Origin of the sequence: Paraburkholderia aspalathi, from assembly GCF_905220735.1 — a bacterium.
In the GTDB taxonomy this organism is placed as follows: domain Bacteria; phylum Pseudomonadota; class Gammaproteobacteria; order Burkholderiales; family Burkholderiaceae; genus Paraburkholderia; species Paraburkholderia aspalathi.
The window spans coordinates 75,969-98,672 of sequence record NZ_CAJNBA010000013.1; the positions used below are offsets into that span (position 1 = coordinate 75,969).

25 protein-coding genes are annotated in these 22,704 nt (G+C 54.2%); all 25 read left to right on the forward strand.

From position 1 onward, the window contains the following. The first annotated feature begins 97 nt into the window (after positions 1-97). Positions 98-373: a phenol hydroxylase subunit gene (locus tag KHO30_RS39815; RefSeq protein ID WP_211703880.1), complete on the forward strand. Its 276-nt coding sequence runs from the start codon at positions 98-100 to the stop codon at positions 371-373. Continuing rightward, on the forward strand, positions 349-1,341 hold the full coding sequence (locus KHO30_RS36810) for an aromatic/alkene monooxygenase hydroxylase subunit beta (RefSeq protein ID WP_184108312.1): 993 nt from the start codon (positions 349-351) through the stop codon (positions 1,339-1,341). Before KHO30_RS39815 ends, KHO30_RS36810 begins: the two co-directional genes overlap by 25 nt. Positions 1,342-1,365: 24 nt before the next feature. Then, positions 1,366-1,638, forward strand: coding sequence for an MmoB/DmpM family protein (locus KHO30_RS36815; protein WP_062085380.1), 273 nt, complete (start codon positions 1,366-1,368; stop codon positions 1,636-1,638). 24 nt (positions 1,639-1,662) lie between these two features. After that, complete coding sequence (locus tag KHO30_RS36820) at positions 1,663-3,180, forward strand: aromatic/alkene/methane monooxygenase hydroxylase/oxygenase subunit alpha (RefSeq protein WP_062085381.1); 1,518 nt, start codon at positions 1,663-1,665, stop codon at positions 3,178-3,180. A gap of 99 nt (positions 3,181-3,279) precedes the next feature. Beyond that, positions 3,280-3,642 carry a phenol hydroxylase subunit P4 gene (locus tag KHO30_RS36825; protein WP_062085382.1) on the forward strand — a complete coding sequence of 121 codons (363 nt, stop codon included), beginning with the start codon at positions 3,280-3,282 and terminating at the stop codon, positions 3,640-3,642. 11 nt (positions 3,643-3,653) lie between these two features. Beyond that, entirely contained in the window at positions 3,654-4,718 is a 1,065-nt protein-coding gene (locus KHO30_RS36830) for an NADH:ubiquinone reductase (Na(+)-transporting) subunit F (RefSeq protein ID WP_062085383.1), read from the forward strand. Positions 4,719-4,761: 43 nt separating this feature from the next. After that, positions 4,762-5,088: a 2Fe-2S iron-sulfur cluster binding domain-containing protein gene (locus tag KHO30_RS36835; RefSeq protein WP_231937099.1), complete on the forward strand. Its 327-nt coding sequence runs from the start codon at positions 4,762-4,764 to the stop codon at positions 5,086-5,088. Between the two features lie 92 nt (positions 5,089-5,180). Then, complete coding sequence (locus KHO30_RS36840; protein WP_211703881.1) at positions 5,181-6,125, forward strand: catechol 2,3-dioxygenase; 945 nt, start codon at positions 5,181-5,183, stop codon at positions 6,123-6,125. A gap of 120 nt (positions 6,126-6,245) precedes the next feature. After that, positions 6,246-6,680: a GlcG/HbpS family heme-binding protein gene (locus KHO30_RS36845; protein WP_156528836.1), complete on the forward strand. Its 435-nt coding sequence runs from the start codon at positions 6,246-6,248 to the stop codon at positions 6,678-6,680. A 21-nt stretch (positions 6,681-6,701) separates the two neighbouring features. After that, positions 6,702-8,156 (forward strand): 2-hydroxymuconic semialdehyde dehydrogenase, encoded by a 1,455-nt coding sequence (locus KHO30_RS36850; RefSeq protein WP_062085386.1) that lies wholly within the window; start codon positions 6,702-6,704, stop codon positions 8,154-8,156. A 2-nt stretch (positions 8,157-8,158) separates the two neighbouring features. Further along, positions 8,159-8,941, forward strand: coding sequence for a 2-oxopent-4-enoate hydratase (dmpE, locus tag KHO30_RS36855; protein ID WP_062085387.1), 783 nt, complete (start codon positions 8,159-8,161; stop codon positions 8,939-8,941). Between the two features lie 79 nt (positions 8,942-9,020). Further along, complete coding sequence (locus tag KHO30_RS36860) at positions 9,021-9,932, forward strand: acetaldehyde dehydrogenase (acetylating) (protein ID WP_062085388.1); 912 nt, start codon at positions 9,021-9,023, stop codon at positions 9,930-9,932. A gap of 18 nt (positions 9,933-9,950) precedes the next feature. Continuing rightward, positions 9,951-10,994: a 4-hydroxy-2-oxovalerate aldolase gene (gene dmpG, locus KHO30_RS36865; RefSeq protein ID WP_062085389.1), complete on the forward strand. Its 1,044-nt coding sequence runs from the start codon at positions 9,951-9,953 to the stop codon at positions 10,992-10,994. Next, complete coding sequence (dmpH, locus tag KHO30_RS36870) at positions 10,991-11,779, forward strand: 2-oxo-3-hexenedioate decarboxylase (protein WP_211703882.1); 789 nt, start codon at positions 10,991-10,993, stop codon at positions 11,777-11,779. The genes dmpG and dmpH overlap by 4 nt, the downstream gene beginning before the upstream one ends. Before the next feature lie 11 nt (positions 11,780-11,790). Next, positions 11,791-11,982 carry a 2-hydroxymuconate tautomerase gene (locus KHO30_RS36875; protein WP_062085391.1) on the forward strand — a complete coding sequence of 64 codons (192 nt, stop codon included), beginning with the start codon at positions 11,791-11,793 and terminating at the stop codon, positions 11,980-11,982. 59 nt (positions 11,983-12,041) lie between these two features. Then, complete coding sequence (locus KHO30_RS36880) at positions 12,042-13,544, forward strand: aromatic/alkene/methane monooxygenase hydroxylase/oxygenase subunit alpha (RefSeq protein WP_211703883.1); 1,503 nt, start codon at positions 12,042-12,044, stop codon at positions 13,542-13,544. Positions 13,545-13,615: 71 nt separating this feature from the next. Beyond that, positions 13,616-13,882: a toluene-4-monooxygenase system B family protein gene (locus tag KHO30_RS36885; protein ID WP_062085393.1), complete on the forward strand. Its 267-nt coding sequence runs from the start codon at positions 13,616-13,618 to the stop codon at positions 13,880-13,882. 55 nt (positions 13,883-13,937) lie between these two features. After that, positions 13,938-14,273 (forward strand): monooxygenase system ferredoxin subunit, encoded by a 336-nt coding sequence (locus KHO30_RS36890; protein WP_062085394.1) that lies wholly within the window; start codon positions 13,938-13,940, stop codon positions 14,271-14,273. Between the two features lie 39 nt (positions 14,274-14,312). Further along, positions 14,313-14,627, forward strand: a complete 315-nt coding sequence (locus KHO30_RS36895; protein ID WP_062085395.1) for an MmoB/DmpM family protein — start codon at positions 14,313-14,315, stop codon at positions 14,625-14,627. 53 nt (positions 14,628-14,680) lie between these two features. Next, on the forward strand, positions 14,681-15,667 hold the full coding sequence (locus KHO30_RS36900; protein ID WP_062085396.1) for an aromatic/alkene monooxygenase hydroxylase subunit beta: 987 nt from the start codon (positions 14,681-14,683) through the stop codon (positions 15,665-15,667). Positions 15,668-15,764: 97 nt separating this feature from the next. Further along, positions 15,765-16,787, forward strand: coding sequence for a 2Fe-2S iron-sulfur cluster-binding protein (locus tag KHO30_RS36905; protein ID WP_211703884.1), 1,023 nt, complete (start codon positions 15,765-15,767; stop codon positions 16,785-16,787). A gap of 178 nt (positions 16,788-16,965) precedes the next feature. Continuing rightward, complete coding sequence (locus tag KHO30_RS36910) at positions 16,966-18,027, forward strand: alcohol dehydrogenase (protein WP_211703885.1); 1,062 nt, start codon at positions 16,966-16,968, stop codon at positions 18,025-18,027. 69 nt (positions 18,028-18,096) lie between these two features. Further along, positions 18,097-19,491 (forward strand): OmpP1/FadL family transporter, encoded by a 1,395-nt coding sequence (locus KHO30_RS36915; RefSeq protein WP_211703886.1) that lies wholly within the window; start codon positions 18,097-18,099, stop codon positions 19,489-19,491. 254 nt (positions 19,492-19,745) lie between these two features. Next, positions 19,746-20,576 carry an alpha/beta fold hydrolase gene (locus KHO30_RS36920; RefSeq protein ID WP_062085399.1) on the forward strand — a complete coding sequence of 277 codons (831 nt, stop codon included), beginning with the start codon at positions 19,746-19,748 and terminating at the stop codon, positions 20,574-20,576. A gap of 164 nt (positions 20,577-20,740) precedes the next feature. Continuing rightward, positions 20,741-22,564 carry a sigma-54-dependent Fis family transcriptional regulator gene (locus tag KHO30_RS36925; RefSeq protein ID WP_211703887.1) on the forward strand — a complete coding sequence of 608 codons (1,824 nt, stop codon included), beginning with the start codon at positions 20,741-20,743 and terminating at the stop codon, positions 22,562-22,564. Positions 22,565-22,704 lie beyond the last annotated feature (140 nt).

Genomic DNA, 22,704 nt, shown 5'->3' on the forward strand with positions numbered 1-22,704 from the left:
CGAAAGGCAGGTTTTGCTGCACCCCAGCAAATTCATGATGTGCGCTAATTGGCACAGGTATTGCATAGTTGTGTGCAAAGCAAAATTCGGAGACAAAATGCCTTTGCCGGACATAACCCAACGCTATGTGCGAGTTACTCGCACCGGCGTCGATGGTTTCGTTGAATTCGATTTCATCGTCTCCGACGAGGACCTGACCGTAGAGCTCATACTGCCAGAGGCAGCATTCTCTGAATTCTGCACTACTAACAGCGTAACGGTAATTAGGAACCTCGATGGTGGCTCAAGCCCAACTAAAGGCCAAGGTCTCCTACAAACAGTTAAATCATCCATTTTAGAGGTAGCTCGATGCAAGTCGATATCAAAAGCCTAAGCATTAAGCCACTTAGGAATACTTTCGATCAGGTAGCCCGCTTCACTGGCACTGACAAAACAGCCTCACGCTATCTCGAAGCAACTATTGGGGTACAGCCAGAAGCGAATTTTCATTACAAGCCGCTTTGGGCAGAAGGGCGGGAGATATATGACAAGCGGAACACTGCGATTGTCATGGGAGAGTGGGATAAGCTGCTGGATCCGAGGCAGTACTATTACGGCAGCTGGGCAATCGCACGCAGCAGGCAGCAGGATGCGGCTGAGCGCAGTTTCGCGTTCGTCGAAAAGCGCGAAATGCTGGCTTCTACGGCACCTGAACTACGCCAAAAGATAATCGACATCGTGTTGCCACTCAGACATCTGGAATACGCAGCGAATTTGAACAATTGCTACATGTCTGCTTACGGCTACGGTGCTTCCGTCACGCAAGCTACGATGATGTGTGCTATGGATAGGCTAGGCATCGCTCAATACATCACGCGCATCGGCCTGTTGCTTGACGGAAATTCAGCGGAATCACTTCGTAGCGCGAAGTGCACTTGGCAGAGTGACGCGATCTGGCAGCCCCTGCGCAAGCTCGCCGAGACCATGCTTGTGACTAAAGACTGGTTCGAGCTGCTGATCGCACAAAACGTCGTTATCGACGGACTTGTTTATCCACTGGTATATCGATCCGTTAGCGACGCATTGAGTGCTCAAGGAGGATCGGCCTTCGCGATGCTTACGGAATTCATGAGCGAATGGTACGACGAGCACATCCGATGGAGTGACAACCTTGTGAAAGTCGCGGCAGCCGAGTCAACCGAAAACAAAACGCGGATAGCGGGATGGGTAGCGACTTGGCATGAGCAAGCTCTAACAGCGCTTGCGCCTGTCGCGATCGAAGCGCTTGGCGAAACGGGACCCTCGGCCCTTGAAGCGGCCAGTGCATTGCTCGACGCCCGTATGAACAAAGTCGGACTTTAACGAATTTGTCGGGAGACGGCACAAATGTCAGGAAAAATGGTTTTTTTAGCTCTTCAGGATAACGAAGATTCGCGTCCGATTCGAGAAGCCATTGAGGCAGATAACCCTCAAGCGGTGATATCGCAATTCCCAGGCGTGTACAAAATCGATGCGCCAGGTCGAATTGTGGTGAACCGTGAAAGCGTGGAGGCGCGCCTTGGGCGGCGCTGGAATCCACAAGATATACATCTCACGCTTGTATCACTGTCGGGCAACATCGACGAGACCGACGACTATTTTGCGCTCGAGCGCATCTAACATTTTCCGAGCAAGGAGCTAGCAATGGCCGCCACCAAAAAGATGAGTTTGCGTGAGAAATACACAACGATGACCGCCGATCTCGCGTGGGACTTGACGTACAAGAAGCCGTCTGAAGTCTTTCCCCTTGCCGACTTCGAAGGAATCAAGATTGAAGATTGGAGTAAATGGGAAGATCCCTTCCGTCTGACCATGGATGCATATTGGAAGTACCAGGGTGAAAAGGAAAGAAAGCTCTATGCGGTGATTGACGCCTTCGCGCAAAACAATGCCCACTTGGGCGTTTCCGATGCGCGCTATATCAATTCTCTCAAACTATTTTTAACTGCAGTTACGCCGCTCGAATATGGTGCGCATCGCGGTTTTGCGATGGCTGGTCGTGCGTTTCCAGGTGTCGGTGCACAGGTCGCATCGCAGATGCAGTCGGTTGACGAGTTACGCCACACGCAAACACAACTGCACACGATTAGCCAGTACAACAAATATTTCAACGGACTGCATGATCCTTTTCACGCGCATGATCGTGTGTGGTACCTCTCCGTTCCGAAATCATATTTCGAAGACGCACTTTCGGCTGGACCATTCGAATTCGTTGCAGCCATTTCGTTCTCTTTCGAATATGTACTGACCAACCTCTTGTTCATGCCTTTCATGTCAGGCGCGGCTTACAACGGCGATATGGCGACCGTGAACTTCGGGTTCTCGGCGCAATCGGACGAGTCGCGTCATATGACGCTTGGACTCGAGGTGATCAAGTTCATGCTCGAGCAGCATCCCGACAACTTGCCAATCGTACAACGCTGGATCGATAAGTACTTCTGGCGCGGTTATCGTTTGTTGGGCATCGTCGGAATGATGATGGACTACATGCATCCAAAACGTGTGATGTCGTGGAAGGAAGGCTGGGAGATGTATTTTGAGCAGAACGGCAAGGCTCTGTTCGATGACTTGGCCCGATACGGTATCACTATGCCGAAATTTTGGGAGCAATCGGTTGCCGAAAAGGAGCACATTACTCATCAATTGTGGCTCACTTTCTATTACTTCGGTAACGCCACAGGTTTTCACACCTGGATCCCTGAAGACAAAGAGCTTGATTGGCTGTCTGAGAAATACCCTAATACTTTCGATAAGTACTATCGTCCGCGGTTCGAATACTTGCGCGAGCAGGAAAAGGCGGGAAAGCGACTGTACGGATCCATGCTTCCGCAATTGTGTCAGGTTTGCCAGGTCCCAATGGTTTTTACGGATCCTGAGAATCCGACCAACACGGTGTACCGCCGGACGCAATACAGAGACGATAGCTACCACTTTTGCTCAGATGGCTGCCAGGCCATTTTCGAGCGCGAGCCTGAAAAATATGTCCAGGCATGGATGCCGCCGCACCAGATCTTCCAAGGCAACTGCGGTGGCCCGACAATCCCGGACGTCTTGGACTACTACCACTTTACAGCCCAAGATGGCGGAGAATTTTTGCATTCAGCTGATAACGCAAACTGGAATCTTTGGAAGGGTTTAACCAAAGAGAGCGAAGCTGCCTGATAGGCCAACAATGAGCATCGTGCAGCGCGGCGACCGCGCTGCAGCGTTGCACGAAACCGGCGCTTCTAGCCGCGCGCATAGGTAATAAGGAAATCCAACATGTCAGTCAAAGCAGCCTTCGCGGAATATACCGGCCCAGTCCGTGACGCGATTGAAAATTTCCACGGAAACCAGCTCGTCTACGTTGCGTGGGACGAACATCTGATGTTTCCCTGTGCAGCCGCGTTTCCATTTCCACCAACCATGCCCTTCGACGCATTGGTGAAAGACGTTCTCCCTTCCGTGTACGGCATACATCCAGACTTCGCTAAGATCGAATGGTCTGATGTCAAATGGACACTCGATGGCGAGGCGTTCGATCCGGAACTTACCGCAAGCCTTGCTGGAAATGGCGTTAAGCATAAGTCGCTGATTCGCCTTGCTACTCCCGGTTTGCATGGCATTGGTGGGATCGGATACTAAAGGGAGCCAGCGTGAGCTTCAAAATGACCATAGAACCGCTGTCTCACACCGTCGAAGTTGCAGCCGGACAGACGCTGCTGGAGGCGGCATTGAGATCTGGAGTCTACATCCCGCACGCCTGTTTGCACGGGCTTTGCGGCACCTGCAAAGTCCAGGTCGTCGAGGGGGAAGTGGACTTGGGCGACGCGTCACCGTTCGCTTTGATGGACGTCGAGCGTGATGAGGGAAAGTGCTTGGCATGCGTAGCTATCGCGCAGTCGGACCTCGTCATCGAAGCTGATATCGATGACGAACCGGATGCGGAGTCGCATCCGATGCAAGATTTTATTGGCACCGTGCGAAAGGTCTCGGACCTCACGCCGACCGCGAAGGGCGTTTGGATTGAGCTCGATGGCAGCGGCATAGATTTTCAGGCCGGGCAATACGTCAATCTGCACTTGCCGGGTGTAGCAGAGCCACGGGCTTTTTCGATCGCGACGGCGCCATCTTCAAAGCGTTTAATTGAATTGAATATTCGCCGGGTGCCAGGCGGCAAGGCCACTGAATATGTACATACGCGGCTTAAGGAAGGCGAGAAAATCCGGTTGAGCGGTCCATACGGGCGTTTTTTTGTCAGACGCTCTTCGCCCGAAAGTTTCTTGTTTCTGGCGGGCGGCACTGGTCTTTCAAGCCCGAAGTCAATGATTCTGGATTTGCTTGAGAAAGGCGAAACACGCTCAATAAAGTTGTTCTATGGTGCACGCAACGTACGCGAACTGTACGACGACGATTTGTTTCGTGATCTGGCTATTCGTTATCCAAATTTGACTTACGTACCGACATTGTCTGAACCCGATCCTGATGTGGAGTGGCTCGGCGAAAGGGGCTATGTCCACGAGGTAGCGACTCGACATTTTGACGGTGATTTCCGACATTTCAAGGCGTACATGTGTGGGCCACCCGTCATGATAGATGCTTGTATTAGTGCACTGATCCGCGGTCGTCTTTTCGAGCGTGACATGTACATGGAGAAGTTCATTTCCGCAGCCGATTTAACCACGTCAGCTCGCAAGAGCCCGCTCTTCAAGGCGATCTGAAATGCACGTAGTAGAAGATTGGTCGGCCGTGCCCGACTGCCGGATGTACATGATCCAACTTTCGGAGACGGGGGAAACTTTTGAATGCAGCTCGTCCGAGACGTTGCTGGAGGCGATGGCGAGGCTCGGTCGCAAGGGTATTCCTGCAGGTTGTCTAAATGGTGGGTGTGGGGTGTGCAAAGTCGAAGTGAACCGCGGTTGCGTCCGGAAAACGGGCGCGATGAGCCGTGCGCACGTTTCAGCCGAAGAAGAGGCAAGTGGGGTAGTGTTGGCGTGTCGAACCGCGCCGACCGGTGACCTTGACCTTCGCATTGTCGGAAAGATGAAGAAGACGGTTGTATATGACCGGTGGGGCGCAAGCTCCGCCTGATTCGGACATCGAGCGCCGACAGTGGGTTGAAGACAATCCATGTGTAAGGTGACCTGATTAATGCATGGTCCAACATTAAATTGGAGACTGAGATGGGCGTCATGAGGATTGGGCATATCAGCATAAGGGTGATGGACCTTGAGGCCGCAGTCAAACATTACGAAAACGTGGTGGGACTGAAGGTTACTCATCGCGATGCACAGGGCGCGGTGTATATGAAGTGCTGGGATGAATGGGACAAGTATTCGGTGGTTCTTACTCTGTCCGATCAGGCAGGAATGAATCACGTGGCCTACAAGGTCGAAAAGAACGCAGATCTCGATGACCTGAAAGGGCGTATTGAGAAGTTTGGCATCCAAACGGAATTGGTCGCAGCTGGCTCAATGCCGTTCGTCGGACGCATGCTGCAATTCACATTGCCCAGTGGTCATGACATGTATCTGTACGCTGAAAAGGAATGCGTCGGGACTGATGTCGGCTCGACCAACCCTGATCCCTGGCCTGACGGCCTTCGCGGGGCTGGCGTGCATTGGCTGGATCATTGCCTGCTGATGTGCGAAATGAATCCTGAGAAGGGGATTAACAAGGTCGCAGAAAACACCCGTTTCTTCATTGACGTGCTCGACTTCTTTCAGACCGAGCAGGTTACTGTGGGGCCGCAAGGTTCGATTCAGCTCGCCTCCTTCCTGTCGCATTCGAGTAAGCCTCACGACATAGCCTTTGTCGGTGGCGAGCGGGCCGGGCTTCACCATCTGTCATTTTTCCTGGACTCATGGCATGACATCTTGAAGGCCGCGGACGTAATGGCCAAGAACAAGGTCCGGATCGATGTCGCGCCGACGCGCCATGGTTTGACGCGTGGGGAGACTATTTACTTCTTCGATCCATCGGGTAACCGCAACGAAACGTTTGCCGGCCTGGGGTATCAGGCGCAGCGCGACAAGCCGGTTGTCACGTGGACTGAAGATCAGGCCGGTCGCAGCATTTTTTATCACACGGGGGTGATGGCTGAGGGATTCACCACTGTCTATACGTGAGCAAATTCTTGAAAGCAGGCCGGTTGCAGAGGTTTGCCGTTCGAACAACGACCTCGTGCTCGAAGTGACTTTCGATAGTCGCGCTTGAACGGCCCGCATAGGGACGAAGGTAATTTGAGGATGGCAAATATGACTTGCACGCCGCGCCTAAGTTGGGAGGCGGCCCACCGCGCGGTCGAAGGCGCGGTACGAAAGGCTATCGACCTCGGGGCACGTGTGAATGTGACCGTAGTTGACATTGGCGGCAATCCCCTATCTTTCCTGCGGATGCCGGGAGCGCCGCTTCACTCGATCAGCATCAGCGAAGACAAGGCGTACACGGCAGCGAGCTTTGGTTTGGCCACGAGTCAGTGGGCGGCAGAACTGCAGGCGCAATCAGATGCATTGCGACAAGGCCTGCCACTTCGGCCACGCTTCGTAATGTTCGGCGGGGGCGTGCCGATACGGCTCGCGGACGAAGTCGTCGGAGGGATTGGCGTGTCGGGTGCGTCGGAAGTGCAGGACGAAGCCTGTGCGAACGCTGGGCTTGCGGCAGCGGGTCTGCTCGACAAGTAAAACACCATAGGAAGTACGGACGTGAAAGACATCAAAAACTTTATCGACGGCGAGTTCGTTTCGACCGAACGCTGGTTTGACAAGCGTTCGCCATATGACGGAAAAGTGATCGCACGCGTCGCAGAGGCGGGACAAGCCGAGGTGCACGCGGCGGTGTGTGCCGCGCGAGAAGCGTTACGTGGTCCGTGGGGACAACTGGCAGTAACCGAGCGGGTTGAGATGCTCTACGCGATCGCAACTGAAATCGATCGACGCTTCGAAGACTTTGTCGGCGCCGAGATGACCGACATGGGCCAACCCGCGCATTTCATTCGTCATGTTGATGTCCCGCGAGGCGCTGCAAATTTCAGAGTTTTCGCCGACGTCGTCAAAAATGTTCCGACCGAATTCTTCGAAATGGCGACACCAGACGGCAGAGGCGCATTCAACTACTCGGTTCGCAAGCCGGTGGGCGTAGTGGCTGTGATCTGCCCTTGGAATCTGCCCTTCCTCTTGATGACCTGGAAGGTCGGACCCGCACTGGCATGTGGCAATACAGTCGTCGTCAAGCCGTCAGAGGAGACACCGCAGGCGGCCACGCTCTTAGCTGAAGTGATGGCAAGCGTCGGCGTCCCCAAAGGCGTCTTCAATGTCGTTCACGGTTTTGGACCCGAAGCGGCAGGAGAGTTCCTGACGACTCATGCGCAGGTGAACGCAATCACGTTCACCGGCGAAACGCGCACGGGTGCGGCAATCATGAGGGCAGCGTCAAACGGCGCGCGCCCGGTGTCGCTTGAGATGGGTGGGAAAAACGCCGCAATCGTGTTTGCCGACTGCGACATGGACGCTGCCATCGAGGGAACATTGCGGTCCGTATTCGCCAATTGCGGACAAGTGTGTCTGGGTACTGAACGCGTGTATGTCGAGCGCCCCGTCTTCGACAAATTCGTTGGCCGCCTGAAGGCAGGAGTAGAAGCGTGGAAGCTGGGAGTGCCTACGGATCCGGAGAGCCGTATGGGTCCGCTGATTTCACAAGAGCATCGTGACAAGGTGCTGTCGTATTACAAGAAGGCAGTCGACGAAGGGGCTACGGTGATCACAGGAGGGGGCATCCCTGATATGCCGGACGCTCTCCGAGGGGGGTCTTGGGTGCAGCCGACCATTTGGACCGGCCTGCCGGACTCGGCAACGGTGTTGCGAGAGGAAGTTTTCGGGCCGTGCTGTCACATTGCACCGTTTGACAGTGAAGAAGAGGTCATTGGCCGCGCCAACGACAACGACTATGGATTGGCCACGGCTATCTGGACCACAAATCTTTCGCGCGCGCACCGAGTCGCGGCCTCCATCGAGGTCGGTATCGCGTGGGTGAACTCCTGGTTCCTGCGTGATTTGCGCACTCCGTTCGGGGGTGCCAAGCAATCTGGGATAGGCCGCGAAGGTGGGACCCATTCACTTGAGTTTTATACGGAACTCAAAAACGTGTGCATCAAACTGTGATCATGGAAAAAACGCAAATCACGCAATTCGGCGACGATCTATATCAGGCACTGGTGACGCGCTCGGTGGTTGCACCGCTGACGGAGCGACATTCGGGCATGACGATCGAGGACGCTTATCAAATTCAGCAGCAGATGATTGGCCGCCGCGTTGAGGCGGGCGAACGGATCATTGGCAAGAAAATCGGCGTTACGTCTGCTGCGGTGATGAACATGCTGGGCGTGTATCAGCCGGACTTTGGATACATGCTTGACGGGATGATCTACAACGAGGGGCAGGCGATCGAGGCTGCAACGCTGATTCAGCCAAAGGCGGAAGGAGAGATAGCCTTTATCCTTAAAAAAGACCTGATGGGCCCGGGTGTCACCAGCGCTGCTGTCCTCGCGGCGACTGAATGTGTGATGCCGTGTTTCGAGATTGTGGACTCCCGCATTCGCGACTGGAAGATCAAGATTCAGGACACCATTGCAGACAACGCCTCATGTGGTGTGTTTGTACTGGGAGATCAGGCGGTTGACCCACGCAAGCTTGACCTGACGCTTTGCGGGATGGTGCTGGAGCGCAATGGGGACATCATTGCCACGGGGTGTGGCGCCGCCGCGCTCGGTTCGCCGCTCAATGCAGTGGCGTGGCTCGCGAACCGCTTGGGCACTCTCGGGATTCCGCTCAAAGCCGGCGAAGTGATTCTGTCAGGCGCGCTTGCCGCGATGTTTCCGGCCACGGCAGGCGACAGTTTCAGAGTCAGCATAGGTGGCCTCGGCAGTTGTTCGGTTCGGTTTCAGTGACCACGTATGGAAAAGCACCCGGTCGGGCCGTTTGTCTGCCATCCGATTTAAAAGTCGCTTCCACGTTAAGGATCGTTTCATGAAGAAAATCAAGTGTGCACTCATCGGACCTGGCAACATTGGTACCGATCTACTGGCCAAACTTCGGCGCAGCACCGTGCTCGAACCGGTGTGGATGGTGGGCATCGATCCGGAGTCGGACGGACTGAAGCGAGCCCGTGAAATGGGCATCAAGACCACGGCTGACGGTGTCGACGGATTACTGCCGCATGTGTTGGCCGACGGCGTGCGGATTGCATTTGATGCAACGAGCGCCTACGTGCATGCAGAAAATTCCCGCAAGCTTAATGCACTGGGCGTCATGATGATTGATCTGACGCCGGCGGCGATCGGCCCATACTGTGTGCCACCGGTTAATCTGAAAGAACATCTTGGTAAGCGCGAGATGAATGTGAACATGGTGACGTGTGGTGGACAGGCCACCATTCCAATGGTCGCGGCAGTCTCTCGCGTGCAGCCGGTGGCGTACGGCGAAATCGTGGCGACTGTGTCAAGCCGCTCGGTGGGACCGGGTACCCGCAAGAACATCGACGAATTTACGCGCACCACCGCTGCCGCCGTCGAAAAGGTCGGAGGCGCAAAAAAAGGCAAGGCAATCATCATCATCAACCCGGCGGAGCCTCCAATGATGATGCGCGACACCATTCATTGTCTGACCGAAACTGAGCCGGATCAGCAGAAAATAACCGAGTCCGTGCACGCGATGATCGAAGAGGTTCAGAAGTACGTGCCAGGCTACCGGTTGGTGAATGGCCCAGTGTTTGACGGTAAGCGGGTCACGATCTTCATGGAAGTGTCGGGGTTAGGAGACTATTTGCCAAAGTACGCCGGCAACCTGGACATCATGACCGCCGCAGCGGCGCGTACTGCCGAGATGTTTGCCGAAGAGATGTTGACTGGCAAGCTCGCGCTCGAACCCGTCGTCGTCTGATTGATCAAGGAGAACACCATGAACTTGCAAGGCAAGAAGATTACCGTCCACGACATGACTTTGCGTGACGGCATGCATCCGAAGCGTCATCAGATGACGCTGGAACAGATGAAGGGGATAGCCTGCGGATTGGATGCAGCTGGCATTCCGCTCATTGAGGTCACGCATGGCGATGGTCTCGGCGGTTCGTCGGTTAACTATGGATTTCCTGCTCATAGCGACGAGGAATACCTCGGTACTGTCATCCCACTGATGAAACAGGCTAAGGTGTCGGCCCTGCTGATACCGGGCATCGGTACCGTCGATCATTTGAGGATGGCCAAGGATCTCGGCGTTCACACGATCCGGGTGGCGACTCACTGCACCGAGGCGGACGTATCGGAGCAGCACATTAGTCTTGCGCGCAGCCTTGAGATGGACACCGTAGGGTTCCTCATGATGGCGCATATGAACAGCCCGCAGGGGTTGGTTAAGCAGGCAAAGCTGATGGAGTCGTACGGCGCGAACTGTGTCTATATCACCGATTCGGCCGGATATATGCTGCCCGACGATGTCAGGGCTCGGCTCGGCGCCGTGCGTGAGGCACTCAAGCCCGAGACGGAACTCGGCTTTCATGGGCACCATAATCTCGCGATGGGAGTTGCTAACTCCGTTGCGGCCGTCGAGTCGGGGGCCATTCGCATTGACGCCGCCTCCGCGGGGCTTGGTGCCGGGGCAGGCAACACACCGATGGAAGTATTGGTGGCTGTATGCGACCGGATGGGAATTCAGACTGGGGTGGATGTATGGGCCATCCAGGACGTGGCCGAAGAACTGGTGGTCCCGATCATGGACTTCCCCATTCGCATTGACCGAGATTCGCTTACGTTAGGGTACGCGGGCGTGTACGGCTCGTTCCTGTTGTTTGCTAAACGTGCTTCGCAAAAGTATGGCGTACCGGCTCGCGACATCCTCGTGGAGCTGGGTCGGCGTGGCATGGTCGGTGGCCAGGAGGACATGATCGAGGACACCGCAATGACGTTGGCCAAGGCGCGCGTCCAACAGACAAAGGTGGCCGCATGAAGCTTGATGCCACAACGGTTGCTCTTCTCGCCGAGCGTCTCGAGAACTGCGAGCTGCAGGCGGAAGATACGCTCAAGATCACCGAAGAACATCCGGAGATGGACTGGGAAGATGCTTACGCGATCCAGGATGAAATCCGGCGCCGCAAAGTCGCGCGCGGCAGCAAAATCATCGGACTGAAGGCGGGACTGACGTCGCACGCCAAGATGAAGCAGATGGGCGTTCAGAACCCTGTTTTCGGGTTTCTGGCCGACTACTTCGCGATACCCGACGGCGGTACGTGTGACGTCAAAGCCTTGATTCACCCGAAGGTGGAACCGGAAATCGCGTTTTTTACGAAGACTGTGCTACGAGGCCCAGGATGCCACATCGGGGCAGTGTTTGCGGCGACCGATTTCGTCATGCCTGGCATCGAGGTCATCGATTCGCGATACCGCGATTTTAAGTTTGATCTTAAGAGTGTGGTGGCGGACAACACATCGGCCGCTCGCTTTGTGATCGGTGGCCAACCGGTATCTGCATCCCATCTCGATTTGCGCACGGTCGGGATTGTGTTGGAAAAAAACGGTGAAGCGGTCGCGTTTGGGGCGGGCGCCGCGGTACTAGGGCATCCCGCTGCAGCGATTGCGATGCTGGCCAATCACCTAAGCGAGCGTGGTGAGGAAATTCCGGCCGGCAGCATCATTCTTTCCGGTGGTATCACTGAGGCCATCGCCGTGCAAGCGGGAGATGCTATATCTCTTCGGGTTCAGGGCATGGGCAGTACGGGTTTGCGTTTTATCTAACGGGGATAGTGATGCCAATAGCACAGCTGTACATCATCGAAGGGCGTGATGACGAGAAGAAGGAGCGGTTGATCGTCGAAGTCACCGATGCGATTCACCGCGCCATTGATGCGCCGATCGAGTCCATTCGAGTCATCATCACCGAGATGCCGAAACAGCACTTCGGCATTGCAGGACAAAGTGCGCTCAAGCGCGGACGTTAGAAGTTTTTCTTGTCGTGCGTTAAGGCCGCGATGGCCTGCGAAATCTAGGAGACGAAAAAATGGCTTTACTCAACCGGATGGACTGGTACGACCTTGCCAGGACGACCAACTGGTCGCCGAGATATGTCACAGAGAGCGAACTATTTCCGCCTGAGTTGAGCGGAGGGTATGACATTCCCATGGAAAAGTGGGAAGTCTATGACGAGCCCTATAAGCAGACCTACCCGGAATACGTGAAAATTCAACGCGAGAAGGACTCCGGCGCCTACTCAGTAAAAGCCGCGCTCGAGCGCAGTCAAATCTATGAAAAAGCAGATCCGGGTTGGCTCACGGTGATGAAGCAGCACTATGGCGCGATCGCTCTCGCCGAGTACGCAGCCGCGAGCGCAGAGGCAAGGATGATGCGTTTCTCCAAGGCGCCGGGCATGCGCAATATGGCAACGATGGGTAGTCTGGATGAAATCCGTCACGGCCAGATCCAGTTGTATTTTCCTCACGAGCATGTCTCGAAAGACCGTCAGTTCGACTGGGCTGCCAAGGCCTTCCATACGAACGAGTGGGCCGCCATTGCGGCACGTCATTTCTTCGATGACATCATGATGACGCGCGACGCGATCAGTGTCGGCATCATGCTGACTTTCGGCTTCGAAACCGGTTTCACCAACATGCAATTTCTGGGACTGGCGGCCGACGCGGCGGAGGCTGGGGATCACACTTTCGCCAGTCTGATATCGAGTGTGCAGACCGACGAGTCGCGCCATGCACAGATCGGCGGTCCAACGCTTGAGATACTGATCGCAAACGGCAAGAAAGCCGAGGCCCAGAAAAAGGTTGACATTGCTTTCTGGCGCGCGTGGAGGCTGTTTTCGGTGCTGACTGGTCCTGTGATGGACTACTACACTCCACTTGAGCACCGCAAGCAGTCGTTCAAGGAGTTTATGCAGGAGTGGATCGTCACGCAGTTCGAACGCGCACTGGGCGATCTTGGGCTCGACAAGCCATGGTATTGGGATACGTTCCTGCAGCAGCTGGACCAACAGCATCACGGCATGCATCTCGGCGTCTGGTATTGGCGTCCCACCGTCTGGTGGAACCCAGCTGCTGGCGTCACGCCGGCGGAACGCGATTGGCTGGAAGAGAAATATCCCGGCTGGAACGACACCTGGGGCCAGTGCTGGGATGTGATCATCGACAACCTGGTCGATGGAAACATGGCGCAAACGTACCCGGAGACGCTGCCGATTGTGTGCAACATGTGCAACCTGCCGATCAATTACACGCCTGGCAACGGCTGGGCAGTGCAGGACTACCCGCTCGAATACAAGGGGCGACTGTATCACTTCGGTTCGGAGCCGGATCGTTGGTGCTTCGAGCAGGAGCCGGAGCGTTATGCGGGTCACATGACTTTGGTGGACCGTTTCCTCGCTGGCTTGGTACAGCCTATGGACTTGGGTGGGGCTCTGGCTTACATGGGCCTCGCGCCTGGCGAAATCGGTGATGATGCCCACGGCTACTCGTGGGTCGACATCTACAAGCAGATGCGCATGAAGAAGGCGAGTTGAGCGCTGCTGCCTGACAGGCCGGTGGCGGTATGACCACCGGCGCAATCACCAACTAAATGGAGGACAACATAATGGCTTTGTTTCCCTTAAGCTCCAATTTCGAAGGCGACTTCGTGCTTCAACTATTGCCGGTCGATACCGAGAACACGATGGACGAAGTGGCGAGTGCCGCCGCGCATCACTCAGTCGGACGGCGCGTGAAAGCTCGCCCCGGGCATATCCTTCGCGTGCGCAGACAGGGTAGCAAGGAGTTTCTGCCCCGAGCGATGAAAGTGGAGGATGCGGGCCTCAAGCCCACCGAGTGTGTAGAAATTATTTGGGAACCCTCGCAGCCGTAACCAGGCATTCGACGGTTGATGTGCTCGAACCTTTTCACCAATAGGAAAGAAGTTCATGACATTTAAGAAAGTGTGCTCTCTTGACGATCTTTGGGAGGGCGAAATGGAGTCGTTCGAGGTTGATGGGCAGGAAGTTCTGATGGTTTGGCCGGAGGGCGGCGACCTGAAGGCTTTCCAAGGTATTTGCCCACACCAGGACATTCCGCTGATTGAAGGCAAATTCGACGGTAAGACAGTGATCTGCAGGGCGCATCTTTGGCAGTTCGATGCCTGCTCTGGAAAAGGTATTAACCCGTCGGACTGCGCGCTCGCCCAGTATCTAGTTAGAATTGAAGGCGAGGCGGTTTTCGTAGAAACAGACGGCGTGAAGCCGTTGTTCGCACATACATAAGCAGCGCTCCGGCCGCCATTTAAACCCAAGGAGAAGTTTGTGACTACAAACGATATAGCATCGGCCCACCTCAACAATCGGGTAGGTCCGATCATGCGCGCTGGAGAACTCGCTGATGCCGTCGTTGAGGCTGCGCTCGAGGACAATCCGGGGAAGGAAATTCGCGTAGACGATAAGCGGGCATACCTGCGCATCGACACCGAGGGTGAATTGATATTGCGCCGGGAAACGATTGAACGCGCTTTGGGGCGTCCGTTCAAGATTCCGGATCTTGAGGTGGAGCTCAGTTCGTTTGCGGGCCGCATCGAAACCTTGCCCGAGCAGATTCGATTTTATTTTAAAACGACGGTCTGACCGACGATTGAAACTGATCGGCGAACGAAGAATTCTGAGTTAAGGAGACAAGTATGTCAGAAGTTCAAGTATTAAAGCCACTCAAGACGTGGAGCCATCTTGCAGAGCGGCGGCGCAAACCCAGCGAATACGAAATCGTATCGACCAATTTGCACTTCACAGACCGGGATCCGAATGCTCCTTACGAGCTTGATCCCGATATGTGGATGAATCGTTGGTACAAGCAGAACACGCTGAATAGCCCACTCAAACACGATGACTGGAACGCCTTCCGCGACCCGGATCAGGTCATCTATCGCACCTACAACCTAATGCAGGATGGGCAGGAGGCGTACGTGTACGGGCTATTTGACCAATTCAATGCCCGTGAACATGACAAGGCTCTGGATCCGCGTTGGGCAGGAAAACTTGCGCGCCTGTACACCCCGGCTCGCTACTTATTCCATACGCTCCAGATGGCGTCTGCTTACGTGGGACAGATGGCTCCTGCAAGCACGATCACGAACTGTAATTACTTTCAGATGGCTGATTCTTTCCGGTGGTTGAGTCATACGGCCTACCGCACCAAAGAGTTGTCCTTAGCATTCGACGACAAGGGCTTTGGCACAGACGAGCGCCAGTACTGGGAGACTGATCCGGCCTGGCAGGGGTTTCGCGAGCTAATGGAAAAGGTCCTCGTAACCTGGGATTGGGCCGAGGCATTTGTTGCATTTAGTCTGGTGGCGAAGCCGGCCGTTGAGGAAGCGGTTTTGCGCAAGTTGGGTGAGTCAGGTCGACACAACGGCGACACGTTGGTCGGATTGCTAAACGATGCGCAGCTTGTTGATGCCGCGCGGCATCGGCGCTGGGCCGCAGCGCTGGTCAAAATGGCGGTGGAAAGGGCCGGCAACGCAGACGTGATTAAAAGATGGGTTCTGAAATGGGAACCGCTCGCCGACTCTGCGATCAACGCCTATTGCACGGCGCTCTCGGATGTACCGGACGCGTCCGCATCAGCGAGACTCGCGACGCGGGAGTTCCGAAACTCTCTCGGCTTATGAAGGGACATGCAACTGATCGCAATCTGCGAGCGCTCTTGGAGGGGACGTATTCGTGCTCCCGATGAGCACTCCAAGAGCAGCAAAAGGAGCTTAAAAAATGTCTCAACATAAAATATCGGTCCATGGCGAAGATCGTGTCTTTCTTCAAAGCGGGAACGACACCATTCTACGGGCAGCCCTGCGCTCCGGCATTGGCTTCCCGTATGAGTGCAACTCTGGTGGATGCGGGAGTTGTAAGTTTGAGCTCGTAACGGGCGATGTCGAGAGCATCTGGCCTGAAGCACCTGGTCTGACGGAACGTGATCGGCGTAAAGGTCGTTTGTTGGCTTGTCAGTGCCGGGCGAAGAGCGCTTTGGGGATCAAGATCCGAACCGATCCGGCTTATGAGCCGATACAACCCCCTAAGCGAAGGTCGGCTCGTTTCGTCGAGTCGCATGACGTAACGCACGATATCCGGGAATTCAGGTTTGTCACGGAAGACAAGGCGGCGTTCCTTGCTGGCCAATATGCGATGCTTTCAATCCCGGGGGTCACTGAGCCTCGAGCTTATTCGATGTCGAACATTGGCAATGAACTGGGCGAGTGGCAATTCCAGATTCGACGCGTACCCCATGGGCGAGCCACCGAACGCCTTTTTCATCATCTTCATGCGGGCGATGAGGTGGAGATCGACGGTGGATATGGTGTCGCGTTCCTTCGAACGGAGGTTAAGCGCGATATCGTTTGCGTAGCGGGTGGTTCAGGTTTGGCACCGATGGTTTCAATAGCTCGCGCAGCCTCGCAATTGAGCATGCTCGATACCCGTCGTCTTCATTTTTTCTACGGTGGAAGAACACCGGCAGACATCTGTGGGACGTCGTTTCTGAGTGAACTAAAGGGATACGACGAGCAGATTCATTTTTATCCTGTGGTGTCCTTGCCAAATGAGATTCCTGGTTCACAGTGGAGCGGTGAGACGGGCTATGTTCACGACGCAGTTCAACGGGTTTTTGAAGAGTCTTTGCGTGAGTTCGAATTTTACTTCGCTGGACCGCCGCCTATGACACAGACTTTGCAAGAGATGTTGATGGTGGGCTACAAGGTTCCGTTCGATCAGATCCATTTCGATCGGTTTTTCTAATAGGTGGGGTGAGGACCGCGACCTCGGAGAAGTGACAGATAAGAGGCACGCAGCGAAGAAAATCTCCAACAAAGCTGCAGTGTCAGAGGCACGTCATGCTGTCTGTGATTTCGGTGACAGTTCAGTTTGGTGCACGGGTTATAGAACTGTTCGAGTTAGCAAAAGTACGGAGTACAAAATGAAGGCATCAGTCTACTTCGGCCCTAAGGACATCCGTTGCACAAATGTTCCTGACGCGGCCATACGCGCTCATCATGAAATATTGGTCAAGGTAAAGGCTACTTCGATTTGTGGGTCAGATTTGCATCTTTATAGAGGTGCTCTGGACGCAATAATGGAAAGGGGGCATTCGCAGACCGGCCATGAACTCATCGGCGAGGTGATACAAGTCGGAAAAGGAGTCGGGAGATTTACTCCGGGCGATCGAGTTAGCATGGGTTACTCAGTCTCCTGCGGTCACTGCTACATGTGTGAGGTCGGCCAGACCGCGCACTGTGAGACGACCAAGAATGCTGTCTATGGTTTCGGGCTGCCCTTTGGCGATATGAACGGCACACATGCGGAAGCCTTGGTAATCCCTCACGCGGATGGCCATGCAATGAAAATACCGCTGAGCGTGTCCGACGAAGCAGCCATTACGCTTTCGTGCAATCTGCCATCCGCAATAATAGCGAATCGCTTAGCCGACATTCAGGTCGGTGAGAAGGTCGCGCTCATCGGTTGCGGCCCCACGGGGATGATGACGCTAGACATCGCTTTGCAAAGAGGGCCTGGCCGGGTGGTTGTTTTGGACAAAGTGACCGAACGCCTCGAAGGAGCGAGGCAGAAGGGTGCGGTCGCTATCGATGTAAACCACGTTGACTGGAAGCAAATGGCGCTTAGCGAAACCGGAGGTCGCGGCTTCGATAAGGTGATCGAGGTTGTCGGCTACCCGGAGACGTTTCAGATGTGTCTTGATTTGGTCCGACCCGGGGGCACCGTAGCCGCTATAGGCGTTTTCTGCGACGCTCCATTCAACCTTAATCTGGCCGATGTGTTCTTGCGCAACATTAGCCTGCACATGAACGGATTTGCTAGTGTTCGGCCATACATGTGGGAGGCCATGCGCATGATCGAACAAGGCGTGATCACTCCCGCTGCGTATTTTTCCCATACTTTCGAGCTGACGTCAGTAGATAAGGCGTTCTCTTTGTTTGATGAGAAGAAGGACGGCGTATCGAAAGTTCTGATTCGACCGTGAAGTAGTCCAACGCAGAGTGATTAGACTGCCGAGCGCTCGACACACAAAAAAATCCGACAGGAGACAAAGATGAAAAGCAACAACGTTTTTGCGGCTGTAAGGGGCTTGATGGGACTGTCGGTCGCGTTATCGACGATGACTAATGCCAACGCGACTGACGTTTTTAATCTCGAAGGCTATGGTCCGATCTCCCGTGCAATGGGGGGCACCGGGGTCGCCTACAATGTGGGAACGGCAGCAATGATGGAAAACCCCGCAACTCTGGGTTTGATGGAAGAAGGAAGTTATTTTGAACTGGGTGCTGACGTAATTAACCCGGATATCAGAGCTATCGATAAAAACACGGGCGAATCTGTTTTATCCAAAAATCATGGAAACAACAATGGTCCGTACTTTGCTCCTGAATTAGCGTACGTCTACCGCCACAAAGACTACGCATTTGGAATTGGCGCGTTTGCCGGAGGGGGCCTGGGTACTCAATTCGGTGGAAGTAGTTTTCTCTCGCGAACCACAACCAACAATATTGATACGGGACTCGATAATTTCTCGAGATTGCTAGTGCTTCGTATTCCTTTTTCAATCGCTTATAAAGTCACTGATAAATTGACGCTGGGCGGCTCGGTTGATGCGGTATGGACGTCACTAAATTTGGGCCTACTGCTCGACACGTCGCAGATTGGCAATCTCGCGTCCCAGGGTCGAATTAACGGATCGCTGGTTCCGACACTATTGGGCGTACCCGGACTATCTGGCGGTTATTTTAACTTCTCTCACAGTGGCATCGTCGGAGGCGGAGCAAGCGCTTGGGGCATCGGAGGCAAGCTGGGCTTGACCTATCAAATTGCACCGGACACCCGGCTCGGAGTTGCTTATAATTTCAAGACGGATGTTGGGGATCTGTCTGGCGGCGCCAATCTGACAGCAGTGAGTTCAGTTGCCGGGAACATTCCATTGAGCGGCCGCATCGTCGTCCGAGATTTTCAGATGCCAGCGCAATTGTCGATCGGAATTAATCATAAATTCAGCGACCAGCTTTCGGTTTCCCTAGAGTATCAGCGTGTCTTTTGGGCCGATGCCTTCAAAAACATAAATGTTGGTTTTGTACAAAACGGAACCGGAGCTAACCTTAACGTACTGCTTCCCCAAAATTATCGAGATATCAACGTCTTCGCGCTTGGTGCAGAATACCGTTATAACGATAAGTGGACCTTCCGCGGGGGTGCCCAATATGCTCAGGAAGCTATACCAAATAACACGCTCTTAACTATAGCACCAGCAATACCCACGACGCATCTTAGCGGCGGCGTCTCTTATGCCTTTAATAAAGATAACGTTCTCGCTTTTGCAATGTCAGTAGGATTGCAGAAGACAGTGTCTAACGATAGCCAACCGAATACCGCAGTTCCGATTAAAGTAACGCACTCTCAGGTGAATTTGCTGCTGAACTATCAACGACGGTTTTAGATCGCAAGTTATTTTACGCAGATACTGTTCGGTTCCTCTAAGCAGCGTATCAACCGTCATTAATTACAATTTTATTTAATGGAGAATGCCGGTGCACTGAAACCGTGAGCGGTAGTTCGATGACTGAGATTGATCAGGTCGCAGCAATGCAGATGAGAATATCTTTGGCAATAAGTCGAGAAGCTTTTGTTGGGAATTTTGGTCCGAAAGCTGTGGCGCGATTTTTAACAAATAGGTATGCTGAAAGGAGTTCTATGTCTGAGTCAGTAGAGATTGCGAACAATATTAATGCAGACGGCATTAATACCAACTACCACGACTGCGGCTCTGGAGTGCCCGTCCTCTTGATTCACGGATCAGGCCCGGGCGTTACTGCGTGGGCGAACTGGCGACTTACTATACCCGATCTTTCGACACGATTTCGGGTGATTGCTCCGGACATGGTTGGCTTCGGCTACACGGAGCGACCGCCGGGCATCCGTTATGACATGGGTACTTGGGTGAAACATGCTCTCGGACTGTTAGACGCGTTGGAGATCGACAAAGTGCATGTCGTCGGCAACTCTTTCGGCGGCGCACTCGCTCTTGCAATGGCAATCAGTGCTCCCGATCGCGTGCGTAGACTCGTACTAATGGGTAGCGTGGGCGTAAGCTTTCCCATCACGGATGGGCTAGATCGAGTGTGGGGGTATACGCCATCGATTGAAAATATGCGCGGGCTGCTCGACGTGTTTGCTTACGACCGCAACCTGGTGAACGACGAACTTGCGCGACTGCGGTATGAAGCAAGCATACGTCCGAACTTTCAAGAGGCGTTCTCGAGCATGTTTCCTGCACCGCGTCAGCGATGGGTGGATGCGATGGCAAGCCGGGAGGAGGATATCCGTTCATTACCTCACGAAACCCTTATCGTACACGGGCGCGAAGATAGGGTTATTCCGCTGTCGAACTCTGAGAAGTTGTTCGAGATGATTCCGCATGCTCAGTTTCATGCATTCGGTGGTTGTGGGCATTGGACGCAAATTGAGCACGGGCGGCGTTTTAACCGCCTGGTCGGCGACTTTTTCGATGAGGGTGCAACTTAGTCCGTCTGACGAAGCAAATTGCGGTTGAAGTTTAGGGAGGTATGGGGCGCCTCCCTATTTGAATCAACGCCTGCTTGGATCAAACTGAAGAGCTTGGATGGACGTAACACGCAGTCGAGCGCAAAAATGGAAGGGGCGGTTTGACCGTCTCTTGAGGCGGAGGCATGGAGCACAACAACGAAAAGACGGGTGGCACGGTCGAAAGAGGGATTCCACTCTTCGTCCCTGACGTGGTAGCAGATCTGCATTTTCCAAATATCCGCGATTTAGCGGAAAGGCTCCGCTTCAACCCGATGGACGGGCGTATTTGGCTTGACGACCGCCGCATGGTTTTGATCCACACGGAGGCGTTTGGATCTTTGAGGCAGGAACTCATTGAAGCGCTCGGTACCGAGGCAGCGCGCGGGTTGTTGACGCGGATGGGCTATATATCGGGCTCGCGAGACGCAGCGCTTGCACGTAAAATTCGCGGTGACGACAGCGCTTTCGACGCGTTTGCGGTGGGACCACAACTTCATGCGCTTGAGGGCATTGTTCTGGTGGAGCCGGTCAAGGTCGAAATCGACAGCACTACGGGCCATTACTACGGCGAATTCCTTTGGAAGGATTCGTCGGAAGACGAGGCTCATGTCGCTATCTACGGTATCGGCGCGGACCCCGCATGTTGGATGCAGACGGGTTACGCATGCGGTTATACAAGCGCCTTCATGGGAAGGCGAATCCTGTATCGAGAAATTGAATGCCGCGCACTGGGCAACGCCGCGTGTCGGATCGTGGGCAAGCCCGCGGAAGAATGGGAGGATGCCGACTCGGACTTAAAGTATCTTGCACCTCAATCAAAAGGTAGTCGCCGTGTCGCGGCAACGAGTACCTACGAGGTCGCGCCTGCTGGTAAGCTCGATGAAACGCCGCTTTCAGGCCATGCTGACGACAAGCTACTCCAAGAAGGTCCTATAGGTTCGTCCGCCGCCTACAACGCTGTCTTGCATAAGATATTTCGGGTCGCGGCTACAAAAGCAACAGTTTTATTAACTGGGGAAAGTGGCGTCGGTAAGAGCATGTTCGCTCGTGAAGTCCACCGTAGAAGCTCTCGAGCAACCAAACCTTTCGTTGAGATCAATTGCGCAGCTATCCCCGAGTCCTTAATGGAATCTGAGCTATTTGGTGCAGAAAAAGGGGCCTTTACTGGCGCATTCGCGTCGCGAGCTGGCAAGTTCGAGAGTGCCAACGAAGGGACAATTTTTTTGGATGAAATTAGCTCGTTGAGTTTGACGGCGCAAGCCAAGCTTCTCAAAGTCTTACAGACTGGAGAGCTTGAGCACCTCGGCAGCTCGACGACGATACAGGTAGACGTACGGGTGATAACGGCAACCAACGACAATCTCAAAAGCGCGATTAAAAACGGACTTTTTCGAGAAGATCTTTTTTATCGGCTCAACGTCTTTCCTATTTTGATCCCCTCGTTAAGAGCTAGAAAAGACGATATTCCACTGTTGATCGAACACTTCATAAAGAAATTTTCGCAGCGGCATTGTCGACATCTTCGCGGCATTTCGAGTAGGGCGCTCCATCTAATGTTGGACTATGCGTGGCCCGGAAATATTAGGGAGCTCGAAAACGTGCTTGAACGAGGTGTAATTCTTGCTGACGAGTTCGGGACACTGGAGGTATCTCACTTGTTGAGCAGTGACGATTCCCTGGAATCTAAAGGCGCCTTCGGATTAAGCGATTTGGGTTCGCTCGTTCCCGATTCAATCAGCACTGATGTTCAAGTCGATCGGCGCACAAAACCGAATGAGCCGTCCTATGGGCTGGACGACTGGGCGGCGCAAGCAGTAAAAATGAACAAAGCGACTCTTGGCGAAGTGGACGACGCTCTTGTTCGCGCGGCACTTTCAGCAGCGAAAGGCAATATTTCAGAGGCGGCCCGTCTGCTCGGATTGACGCGTGCACAGTTGGACTACCGGGTGAAAAAGTCGAATGGCTGACTCCCATGATCGGTAAGCAACCCGCGAAGCTTGCTATTACCCACACCCATTAGCGGGCCGGTGTCAAGCGAGCAGGCGACAGCATGGCCGCGCTAGCGGCCAGTTTCAATTTCACGATTCCCGATCGCATCAGCTGAGCG